The organism is Mycobacterium heidelbergense (assembly GCF_010730745.1).
Taxonomy (GTDB): Bacteria; Actinomycetota; Actinomycetes; order Mycobacteriales; family Mycobacteriaceae; genus Mycobacterium; species Mycobacterium heidelbergense.
Genome location: NZ_AP022615.1, coordinates 691,136 through 714,582 on the forward strand (window position 1 = coordinate 691,136; position 23,447 = coordinate 714,582).

Below are 23,447 nucleotides of genomic sequence, written 5' to 3' on the forward strand. Positions count from 1 at the left end.
GAACTGAAAGCGTCGTTCTCAGATGACGGGCCTCACAGCCCGCCGCAAAAAAGGCTTCACGAAAGGGGTGTGGACGAACGGCTAACGCATTATTTTGCTTAACTATGACGGAACAGGGGGATCCGCTCGCATACGCGCGCGCATACGTCGACTATCAGGTCACAACACGACGAAAAAAGCTTGCTCCCGACCCAGATGTTCGCCGCGCCATCGTGGATGCCGCGTCGAAATCTGTTCGCGAGCAGGGCGTTCGAGGTCTCAGCGTCGCGGCGGTGCTTGAGCACGCCCAGCTGAGCACCCGCGCGTTCTACCGACACTTCGAATCGAAGGACCACCTGGTCGCGGCGGTGTTTCTCGAGATCACCCGCGCGGAGGTGCGGCGGCTGAGGCAAAGGATGGCCGAAGCCACCGACCCGATTGAGGCCGTGGCGGCTTGGATCGATGAACGACTCGACCTGGCATTCGACGAGGAGATCAAAGCGGAGCTGCGCCAGGTGTCGCTCGAGGCCGAGTCGACAGCGTTGTCCACCCGGGAGATGGTTGCGCCCGCGTGCGGCGCGATTCTCGAACCACTCGTCGAGCAGCTTCAGCGTGGGCTGGACGTCGGGGTGTTCAAAGACATCGTTCCCATGACCGCGGCGAAGTCGATACACGGCGTGGTGTGGGCCGGCACTCAGCGGCAGTGGACAACGAATCATTGGAACCGCGACGAGGTTCGCGAGCGCGCGGTGCGGTTCTGCCTGCGGGGACTGGGCGTGGCACCAGGCACGATCGAACAGGCCACGGGGGACCCGCCCGCGGGCTAGGTCCGGATGCCGCCTTCCCGACAGCGACTTGGCGGCAAAGAGTTTTCGCGACCGGCTTCGCGGGGTACCTAGGCTGCTATGACACACCTGTATAGGCCGATCGTCCGCGGGGGACACACATGAGCGGCCCATTATCGCGTCGACGGAACAAGCTCGCTCCGGATCCGGACGTTCGTTGCGCCATCTTGACCGCGGCATCTCAGTCCGTGCACGATCAGGGGGTTCGGGGCCTCAGCATCGCGACCGTCCTCGAACGCGCCCACCTGAGCACTCGCGCGTTCTACCGACACTTCGAATCGAAGGACCACCTGGTCGCGGCGGTCTTTCTGGAGCTGGCCCGCCTCGAAACGCAAAGGCTAAGAGGCAAAATGGCGGACACCACCAGCCCCGTGGAAGCGGTGGTCGCGTGGATCGACGGGCGACTCGACCTCGTATTCGGCGAGAACACCGGGTTTGATCTACGCCGGCCGTTCCTGGAGGCGCAATGGAGCGCGTCGTCCGCCCCCGAGTTGGTTTCGCCCGCCTACAGCGTGATACTCGAGCCGCTCGTCGAGCAGCTTCGGCGCGGCCTGGAACTTGGCGTGTTCCAAGACATCATGCCGGTGGCCGCGGCGAAGTCGATACACGGTGTGCTGTGGGCGAGCACCCAGCGGCAATGGGCAACGCGTCATTGGGACCGAACCGAAGTCCGCGAACGTGCGCTCCGGTTCTGCCTTCGAGGGCTGGGCGTGGCGCCGGAAGCCATCGAAGAAATCACCCGATGCGCGGTCGTGGGCCTCTAGCCGGCTGACCGTCACGCCGGTGGGCACGCGTCGGCGATCTGGATCAAAGCCGGCCACAACGCCGCCGTCAATCCGAAGGCCGCGAGGTCGGCGCCCGCCGGTAATACGTTTTCCAGCCGCGCCTGAATTCGCTGAGTCTGTTCGGTGTGCAGGAGCGCCCAGACGAAGCCGATGGACAGGTAGGGAATCGCGAGCCACAACGCCATCTCGATCAGCGCCCCGATACTGACCCGGTGTTGCAGCACGCGGCGAAGCAGATTCATCGCGCGACCCATTAGGTTTGCACCGTCGTCGGGGTCGCGGGAACCGGACATAGTGGCAACTCCCCAACAAGGCAGAGACTTTCAACGGCGCAGCGATGTGAGGCTCTCACATCGCCGTCGGGAAATGCAATGGTCAGCGCGGCCCATCGCTACCATGATCCTCATGGCCGAGCCGTCCCCGGCTGCCGCAGCCGATCACGCGGCTTCGCACGACGCTGAACCGGCGGCCGAACGCCAATCGTGGAGCGCTACCTGGCGCAAGGCCGGCGCGCTGCTCCTGGGCGGTCTGGCGCTGGCGGGGGCCATCGTTCTTGGTTTTTGGCTGTTAAGCCCCGACACCAAGGGCCCGCAGGCGGCGCCTCCTCCGACCACCCCGTCGTCGGCCTCGGCGCCGGCCGCCGCCCCGTCGTCCATCGCGTCCACACCCGATCAGGACAACAAGTACGTCCAGGACCTCAACGACCACGGCATCTCGTTCGCCAACCCCGAGGCCGCGATCTACAACGGCAAGATGGTGTGCGACGACATTCGTCAGGGGATGACGGTGCCGCAGATAGCCGCCGCATTCCGCGCGAGCAATCCGGCGCTCGCGGGCAACGCCGACACGTACGTGGCCATCTCCGTTCGCGCGTACTGTGCGCAAAACGGCAATCTGGTCAGCGGGGGGTCGTGACTTGCGGTGCGCGGCCCCTGACGTCGCCTGGCCCGCTCGCGTATCGTCATAAGTCGGCGACGCCTAGCGAACTGCGAAAATCGCAATCGTGGCGGCGTAGCGGCCATCCGGGAGTCAAAGGAGGCAGCCCATGACTGTCGAGGGCCGCGCTGCCCCGCCCGGATCGGCGAGGCGGACGCCCGTCGGGGTCCTTGTCGTGGCGGCGGCCTTCGCGGTGACCGTCCTGGCCGGGCTCAGCGGGGTCGGCATCTACTTATCGCGGGATAAGACCGCGACATCGCCCGGGCCGCAAACGATAACGGTCAGCGCATCGACGAGAGCGGCGAATCCGGCCGACGGAGCCGACGGTCTCTTCCTGTCCACGTTGACCAGCTACGGCATCGCGGACAACGGCGCCGAGGCCGTCCGCCAGCGGTTCATGGAATTGGGCCATCACACCTGCTTTCTGCTGCTGCCGCCGCGGCCGCAGTCGCTCGAGTCGACGGTAGGCAACATCCTGGCCGCCGAGAATCACGACATCGCGGCCGGCAATCCGTCGTCGCCGCGATTCACTCATGACGACGCCGAGCATCTGGCACAAGCCGCGATCACCGCCTATTGCCCCAATGCGTCGAAGTAGGAGCGCGGTCGCCGCGGCCGTAGTTGCGATAGCGGCGGCCGCACCCGCGTCCGCCGCACCGGAGATGATCGGCGACTACGTCTTGACCGAGACCGGCCCAGCCGGCCAAACCCACATCACCAATTGGAACGTCAATCCCTGCGGCGAGGGATGCATCGACATCAAGGCTGGCGCCGGAACCAGCCGAGCGCAGCTGATCGATGGTCAATGGGTGATCGACATGTTCGAGAACATACGTTGCTCGGACGGCACTCGAATTCCCTACGCCGCGAACGCCCACATCACGTGGGATCCGAATACCCTTGCGGGCACGGATCAACAGGTTTACACGCAGGCGGCCTGCGGAAAACCGGCCGGATACACGCTGACCAATCAGATACAGCTCAGACGGGCATCTTGACCCCTTCGCGCCCGTCATACGAAGACCGATTTGGGCATCACGGTGGGTTTGAATCCGTACCGCGGCCCACCGAAGCCGAGGGATTTCCCGGCCGTGGCCATCGACATCCCCGCCGGCACCGCCGTCACCGGCGCCGTCTCCTCCGGGGCAACGGCCCAGCCCGAGCCCGCTAACGCCGAAGCGCCAGAACCCACCGCCGGGGTGGCCGCAGACCAACCGGCCGGCACGGACAAACCACCGACCGTGGACGCCTGGCCCAAACCCGCCAGCACCGACGCCCCACCGAATCCGGCGGAGCCGGCCGGCCCCACCGCGCCGGCCAAGCCCCCCACGACGCTCTGGGCACCGGCGGCTGCGGCAATAGTCGCCGGGGCGCTGTTCATCGCGTGGCCCAGCAACACCGAGGTCGGGATGCCGTTCATCACCCACCAGGCGACGGCGTCCACTGCCCCGTTGATCGCGTTCGTTACGAACGGGATGCTCAGCAGGTTGGGCGGATCGGCGGCCGCGGCAAGCGGAGAGGCAAGTGCGGCAACCGCATTGGGCAAGTTCGAGATCGTCTGTATCAGCCCCGCCTGCGTGCCGGTAGTGGCGCCGGCTTGGGTGACCGCGGCGGCCTGGCCGGCTAGCCCGGCCGGGTTGGCGGTCGGCGCCGGGGGCGTCATCGGGGTCAACGTCCCGGCACTCGCCGAGGAGGCCGCGTAGCCGTACATGGCGGCGGCGTCTTGGGCCCACATCTCGCCGTAGTGGGCCTCGGTGGCCATGATCGCGGGCGTGTTGATGCCCAGGAGGTTGGTCGCGACCAGTGCCGCGAGCTGAGCTCTGTTGGCCGCGATCGCCGCCGGGGGCACCGTCGCCCCGAAGGCCGCCTCGAAAGCGGCCGCGGAAGCCGTGGCCTGCGCGGCCGCATGCTGGGCGTGCGCCGCGGTGACGTTCATCCACGCCACGTACGGCTGGACCGCCGCGGCCATCGATGCCGACGCCGAACCCAGCCACTGCTCGCCGGTGAGCTCGGTGATCACCGATTCGTATCCGGCTGCCGCGGAACTCAATTCGGCGGCCAGGGTGTTCCACGCCGTCGCGGCGGCCATCATCGGTTGCGCGCCCGGACCCGCGTACATGCGTCCGGAGTTGATCTCTGGGGGTAGTGCTCCGAAATCCATTTCTGTATCCCTGTCCTTTGAGGAAATCCCGCTTGTTTGCTTGCCTAGACCACCGTCGGCCGTCCCATCACGGTGGGCTTGACGCCGTACCGCGGCGCGCCCAGGCCGGCCGCCTTCCCGGCCGTCGCCACCGCGGGCATCCCGGCCGGCACGGTTGTCACCGGCGCGCTTTGCGGCGCCGGGGCGGTCCAGCCCGCCGTCGTGAGTGCGCCGGGGCTCGCCGCAGGGGCAGGCCCCACGGCCCAACTGGGGGGCACCGACAACCGGCCGATCGAGGGCGCCTGGCCCAGTCCCCCCGACATCGGAACCCCGCCGAGGCCTGAAGGGCCCGTCGCGCCCGTCAGGACCGTTCCATCCAAGCCAGCCGCCGCTCCGCCGGCATCGGTGACGTCGCCGGCCTCGTTGGCGGCGGGAAGGATGCCGCCCTGGGCCATATCGAGCAGGTCCGACGCGGCGGCCGACCAGTTCCCGCCGCCGATGTTGATGAGGTTGGCAAGGTTGCCACCCGGCGGGTCAGCGCTGGCGGCGGCGGGACTGAGCAGACTCGAGATCATCCCCGTCAGTGGCGAAGAAGTGGTCGCGGAGTTGGCGGACTCAGTGGCCGCGTACGAACCCGCGCTGGCCCCCAAGGTGTGAACGAAGAGCTCGTGAATCGCTGCGGCTTGGGCGTTGACCGACTGGTACAGGCTGCCGTACGCCCCGAAAATTGCCGCCTGCAGCGCCGATACCTCGTCAGCGGCCGCGGGGACCACTCCCGTGGTCGGCTCGGCCGCGGCCGCACTCTCGGCGGCCATCGCGGAGCCGAGAGTCTGCAGCTTGCCCGCCGCATAGGCCAACGCTTCAGGTTGTGCGGTCACGAAAGACATGGACGTCTCCTTCAGGCGTGTGTCGGGGTTGTGTGTTCTTTCCCGCCCCGTGGGCGTGAAAGCCAATCGAGCGCAGACGTCGCCCGGCTGACTCGGCTCGTGGGTCATGCCAGACGCTCACGTTTGAGTCCTTTGGCGAGGGACGTTAGGACGGCTCTGATTTCATGCTCTAGTGCGCCACAACCGCACACAAGGGGCTTTGCGCCATCCAGGTCGACCTGCGTGATCCGGCGTCGATCGCCGCCGGGGTGGCCGAGGGGCCGGACCTGATCTACGGCTTTTCCAAGCAGGCGGCCAACCGCTGGCCCAATCCAACGCCCACTTGTGGCTCACCTTCGCCCAGGATTATCGCGAGGAGACCGGCCCCCAGGTGCATACCCCCGAGCAGATGGGCGATGTCATGGCGTTCCTGAACAGTGCGGCCGCGTTCGGCATCAACGGGGATCGCGCTGCTGGTGGACTACGGACACACGATGGTCTCGCTCACCGGGGCATACCCACCCGGCAAGCCCATCATCGATCTGATCATGGGGCGGGTCTCGCTGAGCTAGACACCCGTTACCGACACCAACTTCGGTGGGCGACAATCGAAGTCACCAACAATCGGCCCCCTCCGCCAAATAACGCGCGAAGGGGGCCAATCGCCGTTGGCGGTCGCCGGCTCGCATCGGCGACCGTTAGCGGACTCAGAGCAACCTGAGCAGGGCGGCGATCCACGACCCGATCTGACCCGCTACCAATCCGCCCGCGTTGCTCAACACCGACGGAATACTCGACAGGACCGTCGGGATGTTTTGCAGCACCTGGGTCAATGCGCCACCCAATTCGTTGACAACAGGAGTCAGCGACGGCCACCCGTTGATGAGCTGGTTACCAAAGTTTTGGACCGCGGTCGCCAGGCTGCCACCATTTCCGATGTTCTGGGCACCGTCCGCGACCATGCTCTCCGCGACTTTTGCGTTGACGACGTTAAGCAATTGGCTGACCAGGCCTCCGCCGGACGTGCCTAAGGCGGTCTTATAGCTGAGCAAGCCGCCACTGTAACCAGTGACACCTCTGACAGTCGCTGGCCCCCCGTTGAGGAAATAATTCGCCATGATGCCAGGGGTGTTGAGCAAGTTGGTCACTGCTCCCAACTGATCTCCGGCTTGCCACGAGTTATACGCTGCTTGCAGACCTTTACCGAGCCCATTCTGGATGAGCTCGAGCGGCAGCTCAACACCCGCATATTGACCAATTGTTATCAGGCCGGGGCCAGTGAGATAATTTGTTGCCCCCGCCAGGTTGGTTGTCCAGCCGCCGAGAAGATTCCCCGGGATAGATTCTAGTTGAAAACCGATATCTTCGAGTGGATTTGTGTAGAGGGCCTGGAACCACTGCGTCACCCCTGTGCTGATCTTCCCTGCCAGCATGCTGCTCCAACCCTTTTGCATTAGGGGCACAAAACTGGTTGCCGTGGTTCCGCCGAAGAAATTGACGCCGCTCATCGCGGCCTTTTGATATGCCCCGACATAGTCGCTGGCGTATTGCGCCCAGTTCGCGGCGACTTGTTGCGGGATCACGAATGGAGTCTGGGCCCATTCACTGGCAATTCCTTGGGCTTGAGTTGCCGCAAGTTCGAAAGTGTTAAGCCATGTTTGGACAATCAGGTTCTGCGTGGGGTCAATAGCGGCGCTTGCCACGCCCGCCGGCACTGCGGCGGCGCTCGCCCCGCCGGCGAGTGAAGCGAGTGAGTTTTCCACGCCGGCGAACAGGTCGACCATGCTGCTGGCGGCGTCGGTGAGGTTGATGTCGGACACACTCGCCGTGGGCCGGTGTTGGGACAGCCGAAGGTCGGGTAGGTGTTGGGCCATCGGGCCGGCGGCCAGGACGGCGGCGCTGGCCAGGGCGACTGCGGCGGTGATGTGGGGGCGGGCTGCGAGGTCCACGACCATCTCCTTCATACAATTCTGGATAACGACGAATTGAATGTACCTGCGAAATATTGCGAACCAATCGTGACAACAAAGATCGACAATTCACCCCGGCGATATACATACACAGCAAAAACCTGCGCGAAATACACAAACACCATTATCCGAACTGGGATAAATAGAAGGTCCCGCCAAAATCATTTATCGACAGCATCGAAGTAGCGCGACAAAGTGTCGTTGCCGGGTGTGGACACGCCATGATGTGAACGTCTCGATCCGTTCCTGTCCGGGCAGTCGGCCCTGCTTCAACGTGCCGGTGGATTCACCGCGCGGCGCCACAGCGGGGGTGAGGCAAGCGGGTGGGAAAACGGTCGTGCGGCTTGTCCGCACCGCCGCAGCACAAGCAGGAACCCGAGGTGGATTCGCAGACAAGCCTGGCGGGTCAGCGCCCGCCAGACCGGATAGTGCCGGTATACGCTTGGGGCACAAGCCAATACCGACCATGCCCGGTGACCGGGCACACCACATCCACCCCTTTCTTGGGGTGGGCCGTAAAACGGTGCGCACGGGGGCGGCCCCGGCGATCACGGCGGGGTGGCAGTCGGGCGGGTCAGCCACCTCGAAGCAGCAGTGGGGCCCGGTGGGTGCGGGACGGGTTGTCCTGGCCGGCGGCGACCTGGCTGTGGCGGATCAGGTGGGCTGCAGGTCGAGGTGCCTCGCGAGGTCATCGTGGCATGGCACATTGGGGGCGGTGCCGCGGCGACAAACGCGGCCTGGCCGCGTCGGTGTCGGCGGTGAAGCGCTATCCGTCAGCAAACACAGGAGTGTCCACTATGCGCTGGCAAACAATTGGATTGCCGCGGTAATAGCTATCCTAGGTATGAGGGTGAATGCAGACCGGCCTGTTACTGATGGGTAGTTTCGTATTTAACTATTATTCCGCCGTATCGCGTTTGCTATGCAACGTGCTTTCAGCATAGTTAGCAGGGATTCTTGGGCTCCACGACGATTGCGGAGCCATACATTCCTGAAGCGATCGCCCAAAACCCCGCGAAAGTGCCACGGGCTCAGGTTCTTCGCAGGTACGTCCAGCTCATCGACCCTCTGACGTCGACTCCACACCGCGGTCACATCCGACGTCAGCCGGGCAAGAGCGTCACCTCGGGCATGGAAGCGTGGCGATTGCCTTCAGAGCACGACCGCCCCGCAGTATTGGGCGATTCGTGAGACTAAGGCCCTCCACAGCCTCGACGTCAACAAGGAATGCGGCGGCGAACGCAGCCGTCGGAGCGCCGATGGCATGTCGAACAATTGCTCGACGATTGTGCAACATCGGCGTACCTTCGTACTCATGACTGCGACCATCGGCTTCCGACCTACTGAAAAAGATGAACAGATCATCAGGGCCGCAATGCGCAGCGGCGAGCGCAAGAGCGATGTCATCCGGCGGGCACTACAGCTGCTCGAACGGGAAGTGTGGATCAAGCAGGCTCGCACCGACGCTGAGCGGCTTCGAGACGAGGACGTCTCCACCGAACCGGACGCGTGGTGATTCGGGGAGCGGTCTACAGGGTCGACTTCGGCGATGCGAAACGAGGGCACGAGCAACGCGGGCGGCGCTACGCCGTGGTCATCAGTCCCGGCTCGATGCCGTGGAGCGTCGTAACTGTAGTACCGACCTCGACAAGCGCCCAACCTGCGGTCTTCCGCCCAGAGCTGGAAATCATGGGAACAAAGACACGGTTCCTGGTCGACCAGATCAGGACGATCGACATCGTCTATGTGCACGGCGATCCGGTCGACTACCTGGACCGTGACGAAATGGCCAAGGTGGAACACGCCGTGGCGCGATACCTTGGTCTGTGATGGCTGCCAGACCGCAGTCAGTTTCCGTGATTTGGCTCTATATGGCGACAGCGGTCAGCCTCGCCGCCCGGCGCGTTCGGCGAAAGCGTCGAGCGCGGCGAGCACTTCAGGGGAACGCCACACCCGGTCGCGGGATCCACTGGTCGTCTCGACGAGGATTCCCGCTTCGGTGAGCGGGTTGAGGTAGCGGTGAGCGTTGGTGGACTCGATGCCCAGCTCCTGCGCCAGGAGCGCGGCGTTCACGACCGGACGGCGGATCAACAAATCGGCGACCTTCCACACCGCCGAGTCGGACCGCGCGGTGATCACGTCGTTCCAGTGCTTTCGGATATCGCGAAGGTCGGCGACCAGCTGACGCCCGTTTGCGATAGCCAGGACGCTGGCCTGCGAGAAACGCTCGACGATTGGCGCGGCGTCACCGTCGCGATAGCTGGTCAACGCGGCGAAGTATGTGCCCGTGTCGGCCAGCAGCCCCGCCGAGACCGGCACCATCACCTGGCGCGTTAGGCCTTTGTTGCGCAGCATGGCTTGTACCAGTGCGCGGCCCGTGCGCCCGTTCCCGTCGGTAAAGGGGTGAATGGTTTCGAACTGTGCATGGGCCACCGCGATCTGCGGCAGCGCTGGAACGTCGGCGCGCTGCGTGAAGGCGATGAGGTCGCCAATCGCGCCGGGCAAAGACCCATACCCGCCTAAAGGATGGCCCTGGCACGCCCTATCGCTTCAGATTGGGTCGGCCCTGTGAAACCTTTGGTTTCGCGCGATTGACGTATAGGCTCGAGATTTGCCGGTTCCAATGGCCTTCATAATATCAACGTATTCCTCTTCATTGCCTTTAACGGCAGCGAGCTTCTGCAGCAAGAGGACATCATTGCTAGCACGGATTTCGGCTTCGTTCCCTAGTAACAGTTCTTGTGCACTGCCATCCCAGCCAAGTTCTTCGTAGCACCTAAGTTGCCACCAAAGGTCTCCTTCGGCGGCGAATTGATCCAGCGATTGCATAAACAGATCCTTTACTATCGCAGATAAGCGATTTTTTATGTAATAGGCCGCAGCAAATGGATTGGATCTTTCAAGCGCTTCAGTGATACCCGAGAGCAGAGTCCGAGTCGCCTCTTTGACGTCTCCGGTCTCATAGAGAACGCCCGCTTTCACCGTCCAGTCTTGAGATGCCTGTTCAACGGCAGCAGCTTTAATCTCGTCTGGTAATTCGGAAGCCTTACCCTGCATCCGTCGAAGTAATACCTGATAAAATGGGCTGGGGTCCTCGGCCAGAGTGAGATCGATGTATTTGTCGCGAAGCTCCATTTCGCCGGCCCGGTGATACAGCAACGCGACTTCGTACCAATCCCCATTTTCTTTCGCGATCTCGAGTGAGACCAAGGCCCTCCGGAGTTCCTTTCCCGCGGATCCGTCCAAGTCGGCAAGCCCTTGGTTAAGGCCGCTATCGCTCTCCATGTTTGCACGGTAGCGTCGGACGCGCTCAAGCCAGTCATGGCGGTATAATCTCACTTGCTCATGATCTAGCTTTCTGCTAAATCCGCCTTTGATCTGAGTTCCGTCGTGACATTCTAGACAGAGAACTGCAAGATTCTCAAAGCTGTTATTACTCGGATCCTCATCAATATGGTGAATTTGTATTGGGTTTTTTCTTTGGTGGCACACACAGCAGGTGCGATCCGATTCGAATTGCACCCTCCCCGCCAATGAATCTGGTATCGGTATCCGCAGTTTTTTAACCATTTCCTCGCCTACCCTTGTGTTATTAAAGAGCACTCTGCAGCTCATCCCAATCCGATAGGCGCTCTCCGGCATTGTTGGCACGTAAGCGTTTTACCAGTCAGGATGTGTTCGTACCAGCATGACGGCCGACTGTCGTCGGTCATTCCTTGTCGGGCTCTGCATGTCCCATGGCACTACGCCTTCCAGCGGCATACCGCTCGGAGATCCGCAGGGGCGGCATGTCCGTCGGCGCCGGAGCGCTAGGAACCAGGTGGTCCGGATTGGATAAGTGCGTCAAGTACCTTCGGTACTTGTAGCGGCCACACCGCTGCCACGTCCATCCTCTGGGCGCGGTAGGGCCGAAGCTGACCTCTGTGGCCGAATCGGCCCGCGTCAACTCAGTCATGGTGGCGGCCTTCTTTGCTGTGTGGTCGTCATCATTATCACCCGGATCTCCCGGGGATCCACGGTTGCATTAGGTGGCGCACGCTCAGGGTGTTCGCCGCTTCGGGGGTCGCTGTGGCTCGTTGAGAGGCCGCATCAATTCATCGTCAATCTCGTTAAGGTCGACTCGGCCACAGATCTCCCCAGTTCATCGCATGATTGTGCATGACCAGCCGTTAGGCGGACGGACTACGCGCAGCTAGTAATACCACGGCCCCGAATTCCGGTATTGGCTCGCGATCTGCGCAGTTGTCACATCGGCAAGTTTGTATGAGCGCATCCCGAAGCTACCCGTTGTGCCAGTCGTCTCCGTGATACGAAATCCATCTGCGAGTGGCTTCAGCGAAAGATCGTTGATTGCCAGCTTGCCCCACAACAAGCCAATGAAGTTGGTCAGCGGGGACAAGTTTTCCTGTTTGTAGTCGTGCCGCATGCCAGACAAGACAAGAGATTCCTTGCCGGAGGTTCCGGTTGCTAATGCCATGAGAGGTGTGACGTTTAGATTTTGCGACAGAAATCGTTCAGTCAAAACTGTAGTGACGCGACCCCAAATTCCAAGATCTGCAACGCATATGAAATCGAGCCCTTCGCGTGGAGCATTTACCAGATCTCGATCAAACTCCTCCGTCATCGCCTTGATGTTGCCTTTCGGCGTGCTGCCAGGAGCCTTCCAGTCATGCGATTCCCCGAGGAGGCCATAGAAAACAGGGGGCACCAAATAAGCCTGTTGGGTCCCTTCACGGATCTTCATTCCTCGGCGAAGAGTGATGGCGTCCTCATACGCCTCTCTGATGTCTTCCCGGCCAATCGTCCGCCGAGAACTGAACGCTACCGCGACGCCTGATGCGAGGACAGATTCTTTGACCCGTAGCTTCTCCGGATAATGTGGATGGAAGACGACGAGGTCGGTTTCTTTCGTCAGCGTCGGACCGTCATCGGTTTCAAGTAACAGGTACTTCTGCTTGCCAATCTCGTACTGCGGCGGCAGCCAGTCACGCAAGACGTCATCCCAGCGTGACTCAACGCGATGCCCCGTCCGTTGAGTACTGCCCGGCTGACGTGCCATCTCCTGGTCGCGCTCGTACGATTCCACGATCGATCTGTTCACGTCTGCGAGCCACTGGTGGTGTTCGTGGGTCATCCATCGAGCGTAGCCAGGTGGTCTGACATCAGCCTCAGGGCGCGACGCGGGGATTATATGACTTGTTTCTACAGTTAGGACGACCTGGGACTAGTCGTGGTTCTTCGTCGCAGGATGCCGGATCATCCACCACGCATACTTTGAATTTGATCGCCAACCGGAGATTACCTGCGATGGCGTGCGTCGGTACTCCCGACGCCTTTCCCATAGCCCGCGGTAGTATCTAATCTGCTTCAGCTTGTGCCGTCGCTGCCCCTGTCCCCCGTTATCTATTACGATCGCCCATCCGTAAGAGTTTGTGTCAATGAATGCGACTCTCAGCCGATAAATATTACTCATACGGTTGTTTTTGAACTCTTGCTCAAACTTTCCGCCGGGACCGATAATCTGACGACCACCGTCGAAGGGGAGATACTGTATGTCTTGCGCGTCTTCCCATTCCCGTTTGACGTCGGGAAGTAGCTGGTAGATCACCGTGCCCGCACTACGAAATATGGTTTCGTAAAAGGACTTTCGTACAAGCTCTGCCTCCACGTCGCGGATCTCAGCAGCCGAATTATTGGTGATCTCCAACTGCATCAGCCATCGCCCGTGCTCCTCGCCCGCCAACTTGACGCGGTGCTCACCAACCTTCACAGCGACCATCAGTGCTTGCTTCCGCTTATCTGCGCGGTGTTGAAATATGTAGTAGGCAACGGCAGTGATAGCAGCACCACTTGTGCCTATCGCGCCGACCCAGCTCGCGACGGTCCCCCATATGTCGACGTCAAACACAGGCAGATCATGCCATGGTCAGGGAGAGTCGATGTCAGCTAGATACCTGTAGGCGGTTGCCCTGCTCACTCCGAGGTATTTAGCGATGTCCTTGCCGTTATGTCCGCCTGCTCGCATGCGCTTTGCGGTCGCGATATGCCCCTCGTCCAACACCTTCTTAGGACGACCGAATTTTGTACCATTAGGCTCGAGACACGTTTCGCTTCAACGCCGTCCGCTCCTTGACCAGCTCGCGCTCGTATTCGGCGAGAGATCCCAACACCCCGATCATCATGCGGCCAGCCGCAGTTGAGGAGTCAATGCCATCGCTGGTGGAGATCAACGTGACACCACGACCGGTCAAAGCCTTCACGGTTTCGAGGATGTGCAAAGTGTTGCGGCCCAGCCGGTCTAATTTCCAGACCACCACGATGTCACCCTCCCGAACGTAATCCATCAGCGCCGCCAGGCCGGGGCGGTCATCCCGAGCGCCGGACATGGTGTCCGAAAAGGTCTTCAACACTCCGGCCTTGGCGAGAGCATCGTTCTGCTGCTCGAGGGTCTGGGCAACTGTGGAGACACGGGTGTAGCCGATTCGCTGCCCAACGAGGGGTAGGTCAGCGTCATTGTGATGACTCATAAGTATGGGAATCGCAGTTTTGCGAAAGTTATTTCAGAGACGGATTTTTGAGACAGATCGACCTCGGAGAACATGGCCGGTTCGGGCCATCGGCCCGGTGTCTCGAATGCGGGGTCTCTTTCGAGACTCCCCAATGGTCGACTCGATGGGCTGTGAAGTCGCCGTCGCTGAGGTGGCTAGGTCGCCATCGGGATAGTCGGGATCGGCTCCTTTCTCAACTCCGGGGCCGTTGGGGAACCTCGTCAATGGCATCAGTAGCGTGGGTGGGCAAGAAATGGGATCCGTGTTCAGTTCCACCATCCTGGGCAGAATCGGGGGTCGACGCTGTTGCATGGGGGGAACTGTCGTGGTGGCGGGGGGTCGGGGTAGCAGCCTCCAACGCCGGAATAAGGATTTTGCGGTGGTTGCCAGTGCCAGCCCTGGAGACAGGTACCTGGGGGCCACGCGTGGGCGGCACCCGCCCCGACGATGATGGCGGCAGCGGCGAGCAGCATAAGCAGTAAGACGGTGCAGAGTTGTTTTCTCATCGCTGTTTCCTTCCTTGTCGGGCGGCGCAGTAGTTCGGGTCATATGTAGGTCCATATGGGTTACAGCCCGTAGCCACCGACGGATGTTGGGCGTGATCCTTTCTTGAGGTGCTTGGTCGTCTTTGGTCTTATTAGGAAGAAGCTCAACTCACAGGGAAACTCGGAGCGTGCCAGTAGGTAGCGCCCGGGCTGTTGGGGCAGTAGGTGCCGATAGCGTCGTTAACCAGGATGCCCGCTTGGCTGCTGGTGATCGGATTGTGGGCGTTGCCAAACGTGGTGTAGAACCGGCCCCCGTATAGTGATCCTCGAATTACGTAGTCAGCCACCATGGCCGGGCTGGTATTAGGGCTAAGGAATCCGCAGACTTGGTGGCCGGCATAGATCAGGTCGCTGGGGCCTCCGATGGAGTGGATGTTGTGAGCGGCCAAGGCATTGAGGTAGGCGTCGTCGCCGGTATCGGCCGTCGCCGCCGGTGCCAGAATCGGCCATGTGGTGAGGATGAGGGCGACAAGCAAGCTCCCGCCCGAGAATCTCACCCTGGCGAGCACTGGGTGCTGACTTTTGCCCATTGATCCTCCTGGAGCAGATCCCGACACCGCTGGCCAGTGCCGGTCATGAAACGCCTCGCAACGGGGTTGTTGGTCCGGTAGGCACTCCTTTTCTTCGTGGGTGCTTGTAGGTACTACAGCGTCGGGCAATAGAATTGGCGTGAAGTTTCCACCAAGAAGATGGCGTTATCGGGGGTCAGCTGCGGCGACGCCGTCAAGACTTTTTCGGCTTCCTGGTTATAGGTGCTTCCTTTAGCGAGGCCCGAACAGATCGCGTGGCCCATCTGAATCAGTACCTGCGGGCCGCTTGGTGAGCCGATTCTTGGCGTCACGGCGGCTAGGAAGTTCTGGTCGGGGCTGGCGCCGGGGCATCCAGAGAACCTGGGATCTGTACTACAGGGCAGTCCGTGGCCCCAGTCTTGACCGCCGTTGGGCCCCATCCGAGAGGGAAGTTGTGAGGAGTCGACTGTGGGTCCACACGTGAGCCCCTGTCCTCCACAGATGAAGCCTTGTCCGGGCTTATCTTGGCAGTCAAATGGGTTCCCGGAGTAGCCGGGACCGGAACAGTCGACTGGGGCCGCCCTGTGAGCATTGCTAATGAGATCGGCGGGAGCCGCAATGATGCCGACGTTGTTCGCCTTCTGGGCGAAGTCGTCGTCGTTACCGTCGGCATGGGCAACTCCTGTCGATAGCAACGCCAGGGGCACGGTCATGGCCGAAGCCATTAAGTGTCTCACACGGTTCACTTCTGTATTCCTGATCAGTTAATCGGCGGCGGTAAATTAAGTTAATTAAGGTTCCCCGTCGGGACGGGAAACAGGTTCGATACGTTACCTAGAAGGGTGTTATGGCGCCGGTATAAACCTCGTATAAGTAAAGGACAAGAAAATATACTAAAATGGGACTCAATAATACTGCAATGGGACTCAACAATATAATGACAAGCGTATTACCGACGGTGTTCCCCAGGTTCGTCAATACATTGATCGACTGGTCCGCGACGGTGTTAAACACGTTGAGCACCGGTCCCTGGACCGCCCCGATCGTGCTGGCAGCCGCGCTTCCAATGGCCGCCAGGGGGCCGAACGACGCGGCGTTGGCTACTTCGGCGCTCGCATACGAGCCCGCACTTGCCGTCAAGTGCTGCACAAACTGCTCATGAAACACCACCGCCTGCCCCGCCAGCGCCTGATAGTCCTGAGCGTGCAGGGAGAACACGTGTGCGATACTCGCCGACACTTCGTCGGCGGCCGCGGGTAGCACCGCGGCAGTTGGGCCCACCGCCACCATGTGCGCCACGCTCACCGTCGAACCGATAGCCGCCAAATCCGTTGCTGCCTCAGCTATCAGCTCCGGCGCCGCGATCACAGCCGACATGTTTGCCCTCCCAGCTGATCCTCATCAACGCATTTAGACAGCAAAAGCATCTGTGTCAGCCTTGCGAGCCAGGCACGCCTGGGCTGCCGTACAGCGACCCACCGTTGCCGGCGAGCCCACCCGCCGCATCGGCCCCTAATGGGTCGCCACCGGACCCACCGCCGCCACCATCGCCACCATTGCCCATCAATTTGGCGTCACCGCCGCCACCGCCAGTTCCCCCGGCCCCACCGCCTACGACACCGACAGTGCCGTTCCCACCGTCGCCACCGGCTCCACCGTTACCCCCGTTGCCATACACCGAGCCGCCGTAGCCGCCGGCCCCACCGGACCCGCCGTCGCCGGGGACCCCGTCAAGACCACCGGACCCACCATTGCCGCCGGCACCACCGCCCCCACCATTGCCGAACAGGCCGGCATTGCCGCCCGCACCGCCGTCACCGGCAGCCCCACCGCCTAGGACCTGGGCGGTGCCAGCACCTCCGCCCCCACCGCTCCCACCATCGCCGCCAGCACCGTAGATCAGCCCCCCGGTTCCACCAGTGCCACCATTGCCGCCGGCGGCACCCGCGACGCCAACGCTGTCCGTTCCATTGCCGCCGTCACCGCCGCTACCGAACAAGCCAGCGTCACCGCCTGCACCGCCATTCCCGGAGGGACCGTCATAACCGGCGCCTCCGCTACCCGCATCCCCGCCGTGACCGCCATCGCCGTAAAGCCAACCGCCGTGACCTCCAGCCCCGCCCGATCCGCCAAACAGGCCATCCTGCGACGACACGACGCTTCCACCATCGCCTCCGGTGCCACCCGAGCCGATCAGCCCAGCGCTACCGCCATTGCCACCGCCACCGGCGGCGCCTACTATCCCGGTGCCCCCGCCGTACCCACCGCCCCCGCCATTGCCATACAGCCAGCCACCATGACCACCAGTCCCGCCCTGGCCGCCTTCGCCGGGCTCGTCAAGGTAAGCAGCGTTGCCGCCGTTTCCACCCGATCCACCCGCGCCTATCAGTCCGGCGTTACCACCCCCACCGCCATTTCCCGTGGAGCCGCCATAGCCGATAGTGCCGTCTCCGCCGTTTCCTCCGGATCCGCCGTTGCCCCATAACCAACCGCCGTGGCCGCCAGTTCCACCGGCCCCACCCAAAAAGCCGCTCCCCCCGGACCCGCCGTTGCCGAACAACCCGGCACCACCACCGTTACCGCCAGCCACGGTGGTGGTGCCGGTGGTGCTGCTATAGCTGAACCCAGTGCCCCCGTTCCCGTACAACAAACCACCGGCCCCGCCGTTCGGATTTGTCGCCGTCCCGTTAGTACCATTACCGATCAGCGGGCGCCCCAACAGCAGCTCGGTCGGCGTATTGATCACACCCAGCACGTCTTGCTCCAGCGTCTGCAACGGCGACGCATTAGCCGCCTCAGCCAACGCATACGAGCCGCTGGCACCACTCAACGCCTGCACAAACTGCTCGTGAAACACCGCCGCCTGAGCGCTAAGCGCCTGGTACTGCTGGGCGTGGCTGGAAAACAGCGATGCGATCGCCGTCGACACCTCATCCCCAGCAGCAGCGATCACCGCCATAGTCGGAGCCGCCGCTGCCGCATGGGCCGCGCTGATAGCCGAACCAATACCGGCCACATCCGTTGCCGCAGCCCGCAGCACCTCCGGCACAGCGATTAAAAGCGACACGCCACACTCCTCCTAACAGGCAGAAACCGGCGAGACTGTCGGTCCTTACCGAAGATCACGGTCACGATGGAGTTGGTCCAGTCATTCGTGCCAGCACGTAGCTTGGGCCCCGTCGTGCTGACTCCCTATTTGGTCCTTCCCATCAGTTGCAGGTGGTCACGCAGTGTTCTCCGGTGTTGCCGCTGTCATAGCACTGGGTCTGGCAATCAGCCCTGGCCGTGCCGGTACCCAGCAGAAACACCGCAGCTGCGGCCGCAATAAGTACCGCAATAGCCTGCATGCCTTATCCCCTTCGGAAGATGCTGCGACGTTGTCCAGTTGGCTCTCGCCAGCGGACCGTCCTGACTGCGGTGATTGAGTCAATGCCGCAACTTTATAGGCCGATTAGACATGGGGTCAATAAGCATGCGTACATCACGCTCTGGCCGATTCCGCGTGGGCCGTATGTGGTTGCCCTCGTGTCAGACGACCGATCCAAGCCAGCCCTTAACGAGACCACCCGGGAGTTCGGAGAACGGGTCCGTGACCGTCGCGTAGCGCTGGGCCTCAGCCAGGAAGCTGCAGCTGTCCGCTGCGGCATCCACTGGACACAGCTCGGCAAAGTAGAGCGCGGCCAACGCAGCCTTCGCTTGGAGACCATCGTCAAAATCGCTGACGGCCTCGATATCGATGCTGGAAACCTTGTCAGCGGATTGCCTTTACCGCCGGGTGAGTCCGACTGAGGTGGTGCAACCCATCGTGAGGGCTGTCTACAGCGCCACGTTGACTATCCCGACAGCCGCGGCCATCAGGGCAACCGCACGGCTCGGTAGCACGGTTGCAACCGCGGTCCGCGCGACCTCGGCACAGCCACTCGACGGTGGTAGCGTTTCTGCCGGTCGGGAAACGAACAGGGGGAACTGCAATGACAGCCGAGTTCGGCTCAGGTTGTCCGTTATTTACCGCTTCTACCAGTACTTTCTCAGTGGAGCTGCCGGGAATCGAACCCGGGTCCTACGGCATTCCCTCAAGGCTTCTCCGTGCGCAGTTCGCTAGGCCTCTACTCGGATCTCCCGGTCACGCGAACCAGCCAGGATGACGATCCCAGTCGCTGTGTATGTCCCGATGAGTCCCGCGACCGGACTCACCGGTGGATCCCTCTAGGCGACGCCAGGCTCCGGGTCGAGGGCGTTCCCGGTCTGACGGACTAGCTGTCGCTTAGGCAGCGAGAGCGTAGTCGCGCTGATGTGAATCGGCGCTTATACATTTGCAACGACGCTTACGGTGGTCTCTTGCCTGCACCGGCACGCTTCCCTTGATTCGATGCGCGAAGTCGAAGCCGTTCAGCCCCTCGCACCCCCGCCGATTTTCGGCAGGACAACCAATGGTACGCCTGCATCAACACGCGGCAACCGAATTACCTTCCCCTGCCAGGCCGCGGTCAGATCACAAAGTTCAGGTGCTCGACGACCTGACTGGCCAGCTCTTTGTCGCCACCCAGTTCGACGTCCTGGGAGCGGGCGGGGCTCATGGGTCGCCCGCCGGAGAGCCTGGTGAACTGCAGCCCGTCGAGCCGGATCGACGCCGTCGGCTCCAGCCCTCCGAAGTCGTCGACCAGCCGAGCCCGGCCGTCGACGCCGACGCGGACGCTGCGGGCCAGCGGGCCGGTCAGCTCAAACAGGATGCGTGCACCGTCGGGCGCCTTGGCGAGCTTGCCCACCACGTACCCGATGGTGGCCGCGATCTCGTCGAGGGCCAGTCGCGACGCGATCCCGTCGAGCTCGCCGTCGGACGACGGCCGCGACAACGCCTCGCGCACGTCTTGCTCGTGCATCCAGCAGTCGAACACCCGGACCCGCATGAAGCGCCCGTAACTGTCCGGGCCCACCGGCGTCGGCGTCACCGCGTTCCACTCCTCGTCGGACAGGCCCGTCAGGGCGGCGCGACGATCGCTGGTCACCGCGCGGAAACGCTCCAGAACCCCGGCTCCCGGCTCCCCGCTGAGATGGCGCACCCAGCACTCGTTCATCACGCCGACGTCGTTGCGCACGTGGTCGAGGGCCGAGACGTCGATATCGGGATCCGGCGCGGCGACACCGGCCAGGAACGATTCGGTCCCGATCATGTGCGCAACCACGGCCTTCACGTCCCACGCGGGCAGCGGCGTCGCCGCCCGCCAACCGGTCTCGGGCAGCCCGTCGAGCAGCGCGTCGATGGCGTCCCACACCGCGAAGAGGCCGGCCAGCACCTCGGACTTGTCGAGTTGCGTGAGGGGTCGAGCCGTCATGGTCGGATCCTAGGCCGATCCGGACCTAACTTGCCGCGATCATCGCCACGGAACCCATGGCCATCACCATGCCGACCCCCTGCCAGCGGCTCACCCGCTCGCGCAGCACCACCATCGCCAGCACGACCGTCGCGGCCGGATACAGCGAGATCAAGATGCTGGCCAGCGAGAGCAGCCACGTGTGCAGCGCCAGCAGCATCGTCACGTTGGCGCAGATGTCGAGCAGGGCGACGGCCAGCGCCAGCTTCAGCGGCTTCCCGCTCGGCATCCGCAGGTTTTTGCTCATCGCGGCCATACCGATCACCACCGTGGTGGCGGCCAGCCGGGCGAACACCAGCGGCCAGAGCTTGCATGCGTGCGGCGCCTGGTGAAGGAACACCATGTTCATCCCCATCGCCGACCCCGCCAGGACCGTCAGCCAGGCCACCTTCGGCGTGAACCGATACGGCGTGACGCCCTCGACGGTGGCCTCGCGGCTGACCAGCAGCACCGCGGCCAGGGCCAGCACGACGCCCACGGAGGCCGCCTGACCCGGACGCTCCCCGAGGGCCACGCCGACCGCCACCGGCACCGCGGCATTGAGCACGGCCGCCAGCGGTGAGACCACCGAGATCGGCCCGGCGCCCAGCGCGGCGAAGAACGCCCACATGCCGAACGCCATGCCGACGCCGTACAGGCAGCCCCAAAAGATCGCGCCGGACTGTATCGGCCCGCCCACGGCGATGGCCAGCACGCCGAGCACCAGCGTCTCGAGCGGGTAGGCCACGAGCATCACCCGCAGCGCGGCCACCCGCCGGGCGGCGACACCGCCCACAAAATCGCTGACGCCGTACGTGACGGCAGACAGCTCGGCGTAGGCGGCCCCGATCAGTTCATGCCCTTGGCCCGGCGACCCAGTTCGCGGTGCAGTTCGCGCTGGGCGTCGCGGCGAGCCATGTCCTGGCGTTTGTCGTACGCTCGCTTGCCGCGGGCCAGCGCGAGCTCGACCTTGACCTTGCCCTCGGAGAAATACAGAGACAGCGGCACGAGGGCGAGGTTACCATCTCGTATCTTGCCGACCAGTCTGTCGATTTGTTGCCTATGTAACAACAGCTTTCGATTGCGGCGAGGATCATGGTTGGTCCAGCTACCGTGCTCGTACTCCGGAATGTGCAAGTTACGCAACCACACTTCGCCGTCGTCAACGGTTGCGAACGCGTCGGCCAACGACGCATGCCCTTCCCGCAGGCTCTTCACCTCGGTGCCCTGTAAAGCCACCCCTGCCTCGAAAAGTTCGATAATCGAATAGTTGTGCCGCGCTTTGCGATTGGTGGCCACGATCTGTTTGCTGCCGCGCTTGCCGCCCGCCGCCTTGGCCGCACCGGAGTTGTTGGCCACAGCTACCGCCGCACGTAGAGCCGCAACGTCGCGTAGGCGGTCAGCCCGGCCATCGACACGCCGAGCAGAAATAGCCAGGGAGAGATGTACAGGACGTCGGCATAGTCGACCCGCGCGATCAGGTTGGCTTGGTAGAACTGGTTCAGCGCGTTGTCCAAAAACGTTGCCCTAACCAGGATTAGGCCGGCGACCGCGATGGCCACACCGACGGCCGCGGCGACCATCGCCTCCACCAGGAAGGGCAGCTGCGTATACCAGCGGCTGGCCCCGACCAGGCGCATGATACCGATCTCCGTGCGCCGCGTGTACGCCGCGACCTGGACCATGTTGGCAATCAACAGGATTGCCCCGACGGCCTGCACCAGGGCGACGGCGAACGCGACGGTGCTCAAGCCGTCCAGAACCGCGAACAGCCGGTCGATCAGATCCTTCTGGTTGAGCACCGAAAGCACGCCGGGCTGGCCCTGCATCGCGGAGTCAAAGTCCTTGTGCTGCTCGGGATTGTTCAGTTTGACGATGAACGACGCGGGGAAGGAGTCCTTTCCGGCGACGTCCTTGTACTGCGGGAACTTTCGAATGGCGTCCTCGTAGGCGTCCTGACGGTTGAGGAACCGCACCGATTTGACGTCTTCGCGCCCTTCGATCTTTTCCCGCAGCGCCTTGCACGGATTGGCGTTGCAGGCCGGGTCGTTGGCGGAGACGTCGTCGGTCAGGAAGACCTGCGTCTCGACGCGGTCGAGGTAGATGGCCCGCGAGTTGTCCGCCAGCCGAACCACCAGCAGGCCGCCGCCGAACAGACCGATCGAAATCGCGGTCGTCAGGATCATCGCGGCCGTCATGGTGACGTTGCGACGAAGGCCGGTCAGGACCTCGTTGATCAGGAAGCCGAAGCGCACTTAGCGATCCATCCCGTAGATGCCGCGCTGCTCGTCGCGCACCAGCCTGCCCAGCGACAGCTCGACGACCCGCTGCCGCATCGAGTCGACGATGTGGTGGTCGTGCGTCGCCATCAGCACCGTTGTGCCGGTGCGGTTGATCCGCTCCAACAAATCCATGATGTCCTTACTGGTGTCCGGGTCGAGGTTGCCGGTGGGCTCGTCGGCCAGCAGCACCAAAGGCCGGTTGACGAACGCGCGGGCGATCGCGACCCGTTGCTGTTCACCACCCGACAGCTCGTCGGGCAGCCGGTTGGCTTTGCCGGACAGGCCGACCGTCTCGAGCACGTCGGGGACCACCCGGTTGATCTGGTCGGCGCGTCGGCCGATCACTTCCAGCGCGAAGGCGACGTTTTCGAACACCGTCTTTTGCTGCAGCAGCCGAAAATCCTGGAACACGCAGCCGATGACCTGACGCAGCTTGGGGATGTGACGGCCGGGCAGTTTGTTCACGTGGAACTTCGAGAGCCGAATGTCCCCGGTTGTCGGCGAGTCCTCGCCCAACAGCAGCCGCATGAACGTCGACTTGCCCGAACCCGACGGGCCGATCAGGAAGACGAATTCACCCTTGTCGATTTTGACGTTGATGTCGTCCAACGCCGGACGCGCCGACGCTTTGTACTTCTTGCTGACACGGTCGAGGGTGATCATCACGGCACGCCAGTGTAGCGGTGAATTT

The 23,447-nt window shown here is 62.8% G+C and carries 26 protein-coding genes, 1 other RNA gene and 2 pseudogenes; 8 read left to right on the plus strand and 21 right to left on the minus strand.

What is annotated here, in order from left to right; all coding sequences use genetic code 11:
- Nucleotides 1-104 precede the first annotated feature (104 nt).
- Both G6N25_RS03270 and G6N25_RS03275 read left to right on the plus strand, forming a co-directional pair.
- Nucleotides 105-806, plus strand: a complete 702-nt coding sequence (locus tag G6N25_RS03270) for a TetR/AcrR family transcriptional regulator (protein ID WP_083077313.1) — start codon at nt 105-107, stop codon at nt 804-806.
- 119 nt (nt 807-925) lie between these two features.
- On the plus strand, nt 926-1,588 hold the full coding sequence (locus G6N25_RS03275) for a TetR/AcrR family transcriptional regulator (protein ID WP_083077311.1): 663 nt from the start codon (nt 926-928) through the stop codon (nt 1,586-1,588).
- A gap of 11 nt (nt 1,589-1,599) precedes the next feature.
- On the opposite strand, the gene G6N25_RS03280 is transcribed toward G6N25_RS03275, so the two are convergent.
- On the minus strand, nt 1,600-1,851 hold the full coding sequence (locus G6N25_RS03280; RefSeq protein ID WP_372506942.1) for a hypothetical protein: 252 nt from the start codon (nt 1,849-1,851) through the stop codon (nt 1,600-1,602).
- Nucleotides 1,852-2,014: 163 nt separating this feature from the next.
- On the opposite strand from G6N25_RS03280, the gene G6N25_RS03285 reads away from it, so the two are divergent.
- The 3 genes from G6N25_RS03285 to G6N25_RS03295 all read left to right on the plus strand — a co-directional run bounded on the left by G6N25_RS03285 (nt 2,015) and on the right by G6N25_RS03295 (nt 3,543).
- Nucleotides 2,015-2,524, plus strand: coding sequence for a DUF732 domain-containing protein (locus G6N25_RS03285; RefSeq protein ID WP_158084938.1), 510 nt, complete (start codon nt 2,015-2,017; stop codon nt 2,522-2,524).
- A gap of 130 nt (nt 2,525-2,654) precedes the next feature.
- Nucleotides 2,655-3,143 (plus strand): DUF732 domain-containing protein, encoded by a 489-nt coding sequence (locus tag G6N25_RS03290; protein WP_083077308.1) that lies wholly within the window; start codon nt 2,655-2,657, stop codon nt 3,141-3,143.
- A 64-nt stretch (nt 3,144-3,207) separates the two neighbouring features.
- Nucleotides 3,208-3,543, plus strand: a complete 336-nt coding sequence (locus tag G6N25_RS03295) for a hypothetical protein (RefSeq protein WP_083077307.1) — start codon at nt 3,208-3,210, stop codon at nt 3,541-3,543.
- Nucleotides 3,544-3,557: 14 nt separating this feature from the next.
- Here G6N25_RS03295 and G6N25_RS03300 read toward each other — a convergent pair whose 3' ends face one another.
- Together G6N25_RS03300 and G6N25_RS03305 are read right to left on the minus strand one after the other, a co-directional pair.
- Nucleotides 3,558-4,706: a PPE family protein gene (locus G6N25_RS03300; RefSeq protein WP_083077305.1), complete on the minus strand. Its 1,149-nt coding sequence runs from the start codon at nt 4,704-4,706 to the stop codon at nt 3,558-3,560.
- A gap of 44 nt (nt 4,707-4,750) precedes the next feature.
- Nucleotides 4,751-5,572, minus strand: a complete 822-nt coding sequence (locus tag G6N25_RS03305) for a PPE family protein, SVP subgroup (protein ID WP_083077321.1) — start codon at nt 5,570-5,572, stop codon at nt 4,751-4,753.
- A gap of 298 nt (nt 5,573-5,870) precedes the next feature.
- On the opposite strand from G6N25_RS03305, the pseudogene G6N25_RS03310 reads away from it, so the two are divergent.
- Nucleotides 5,871-6,123: pseudogene (locus G6N25_RS03310) on the plus strand (SDR family oxidoreductase); the annotation flags it as partial.
- A 135-nt stretch (nt 6,124-6,258) separates the two neighbouring features.
- On the opposite strand, the gene G6N25_RS03315 reads toward G6N25_RS03310, so the two are convergent.
- Nucleotides 6,259-7,500: a hypothetical protein gene (locus G6N25_RS03315; protein WP_142272874.1), complete on the minus strand. Its 1,242-nt coding sequence runs from the start codon at nt 7,498-7,500 to the stop codon at nt 6,259-6,261.
- A gap of 1,237 nt (nt 7,501-8,737) precedes the next feature.
- Nucleotides 8,738-9,087: pseudogene (locus G6N25_RS03320) on the minus strand (hypothetical protein); the annotation flags it as partial.
- Here G6N25_RS03320 and pemK point away from each other — a divergent pair.
- Nucleotides 9,031-9,351, plus strand: a complete 321-nt coding sequence (gene pemK / locus G6N25_RS03325) for a type II toxin-antitoxin system toxin endoribonuclease PemK (protein WP_083077301.1) — start codon at nt 9,031-9,033, stop codon at nt 9,349-9,351. The pseudogene G6N25_RS03320 and the gene pemK overlap by 57 nt on opposite strands.
- 54 nt (nt 9,352-9,405) lie before the next feature.
- On the opposite strand, the gene G6N25_RS03330 is transcribed toward pemK, so the two are convergent.
- The 10 genes from G6N25_RS03330 to G6N25_RS03370 form a co-directional block, all read right to left on the minus strand.
- On the minus strand, nt 9,406-10,026 hold the full coding sequence (locus G6N25_RS03330; RefSeq protein ID WP_232065690.1) for a Fic family protein: 621 nt from the start codon (nt 10,024-10,026) through the stop codon (nt 9,406-9,408).
- 45 nt (nt 10,027-10,071) lie between these two features.
- Nucleotides 10,072-11,091 carry an HNH endonuclease signature motif containing protein gene (locus tag G6N25_RS03335; RefSeq protein WP_142272873.1) on the minus strand — a complete coding sequence of 340 codons (1,020 nt, stop codon included), beginning with the start codon at nt 11,089-11,091 and terminating at the stop codon, nt 10,072-10,074.
- Nucleotides 11,092-11,713: 622 nt separating this feature from the next.
- Nucleotides 11,714-12,655 (minus strand): DUF6602 domain-containing protein, encoded by a 942-nt coding sequence (locus G6N25_RS03340; protein ID WP_083077299.1) that lies wholly within the window; start codon nt 12,653-12,655, stop codon nt 11,714-11,716.
- 90 nt (nt 12,656-12,745) lie between these two features.
- Nucleotides 12,746-13,429: a hypothetical protein gene (locus G6N25_RS03345; protein ID WP_083077298.1), complete on the minus strand. Its 684-nt coding sequence runs from the start codon at nt 13,427-13,429 to the stop codon at nt 12,746-12,748.
- Between the two features lie 18 nt (nt 13,430-13,447).
- Nucleotides 13,448-13,546, minus strand: a complete 99-nt coding sequence (locus G6N25_RS23685; RefSeq protein WP_232065911.1) for a helix-turn-helix domain-containing protein — start codon at nt 13,544-13,546, stop codon at nt 13,448-13,450.
- A 64-nt stretch (nt 13,547-13,610) separates the two neighbouring features.
- Nucleotides 13,611-14,048, minus strand: a complete 438-nt coding sequence (locus G6N25_RS03350) for a recombinase family protein (RefSeq protein ID WP_232065691.1) — start codon at nt 14,046-14,048, stop codon at nt 13,611-13,613.
- A gap of 670 nt (nt 14,049-14,718) precedes the next feature.
- Nucleotides 14,719-15,144, minus strand: a complete 426-nt coding sequence (locus tag G6N25_RS03355; RefSeq protein WP_083077296.1) for a DUF732 domain-containing protein — start codon at nt 15,142-15,144, stop codon at nt 14,719-14,721.
- 113 nt (nt 15,145-15,257) lie between these two features.
- A complete protein-coding gene (locus tag G6N25_RS24385; protein WP_083077294.1) occupies nt 15,258-15,848 on the minus strand; it encodes a DUF732 domain-containing protein in 591 nt (196 codons plus the stop codon).
- Between the two features lie 109 nt (nt 15,849-15,957).
- Nucleotides 15,958-16,500 carry a PE family protein gene (locus tag G6N25_RS03365; RefSeq protein ID WP_083077293.1) on the minus strand — a complete coding sequence of 181 codons (543 nt, stop codon included), beginning with the start codon at nt 16,498-16,500 and terminating at the stop codon, nt 15,958-15,960.
- A 55-nt stretch (nt 16,501-16,555) separates the two neighbouring features.
- On the minus strand, nt 16,556-18,190 hold the full coding sequence (locus G6N25_RS03370) for a PE family protein (protein WP_163672346.1): 1,635 nt from the start codon (nt 18,188-18,190) through the stop codon (nt 16,556-16,558).
- A gap of 362 nt (nt 18,191-18,552) precedes the next feature.
- Between G6N25_RS03370 and G6N25_RS03375 the strand changes: the two genes are divergently transcribed.
- Complete coding sequence (locus tag G6N25_RS03375) at nt 18,553-18,912, plus strand: helix-turn-helix domain-containing protein (protein ID WP_083073906.1); 360 nt, start codon at nt 18,553-18,555, stop codon at nt 18,910-18,912.
- Between the two features lie 240 nt (nt 18,913-19,152).
- Here G6N25_RS03375 and ssrA read toward each other — a convergent pair.
- From ssrA to ftsE, 6 genes are all read right to left on the minus strand, one after another.
- Nucleotides 19,153-19,520, minus strand: a transfer-messenger RNA (tmRNA) gene (gene ssrA / locus G6N25_RS03380).
- 90 nt (nt 19,521-19,610) lie between these two features.
- The gene (locus G6N25_RS03385) at nt 19,611-20,456 is read right to left on the minus strand and encodes a maleylpyruvate isomerase family mycothiol-dependent enzyme (protein ID WP_083073905.1); all 846 of its coding nucleotides are present in this window, start codon (nt 20,454-20,456) and stop codon (nt 19,611-19,613) included.
- A 25-nt stretch (nt 20,457-20,481) separates the two neighbouring features.
- Entirely contained in the window at nt 20,482-21,231 is a 750-nt protein-coding gene (locus tag G6N25_RS03390; RefSeq protein WP_179961698.1) for an EamA family transporter, read from the minus strand.
- Nucleotides 21,232-21,323: 92 nt separating this feature from the next.
- Nucleotides 21,324-21,833, minus strand: coding sequence for an SsrA-binding protein SmpB (gene smpB / locus G6N25_RS03395; RefSeq protein ID WP_083073903.1), 510 nt, complete (start codon nt 21,831-21,833; stop codon nt 21,324-21,326).
- Between the two features lie 2 nt (nt 21,834-21,835).
- Nucleotides 21,836-22,729, minus strand: a complete 894-nt coding sequence (gene ftsX, locus G6N25_RS03400) for a permease-like cell division protein FtsX (protein WP_083073902.1) — start codon at nt 22,727-22,729, stop codon at nt 21,836-21,838.
- A complete protein-coding gene (gene ftsE / locus G6N25_RS03405) occupies nt 22,730-23,419 on the minus strand; it encodes a cell division ATP-binding protein FtsE (RefSeq protein ID WP_083073917.1) in 690 nt (229 codons plus the stop codon).
- Between the last annotated feature and the right edge of the window lie 28 nt (nt 23,420-23,447).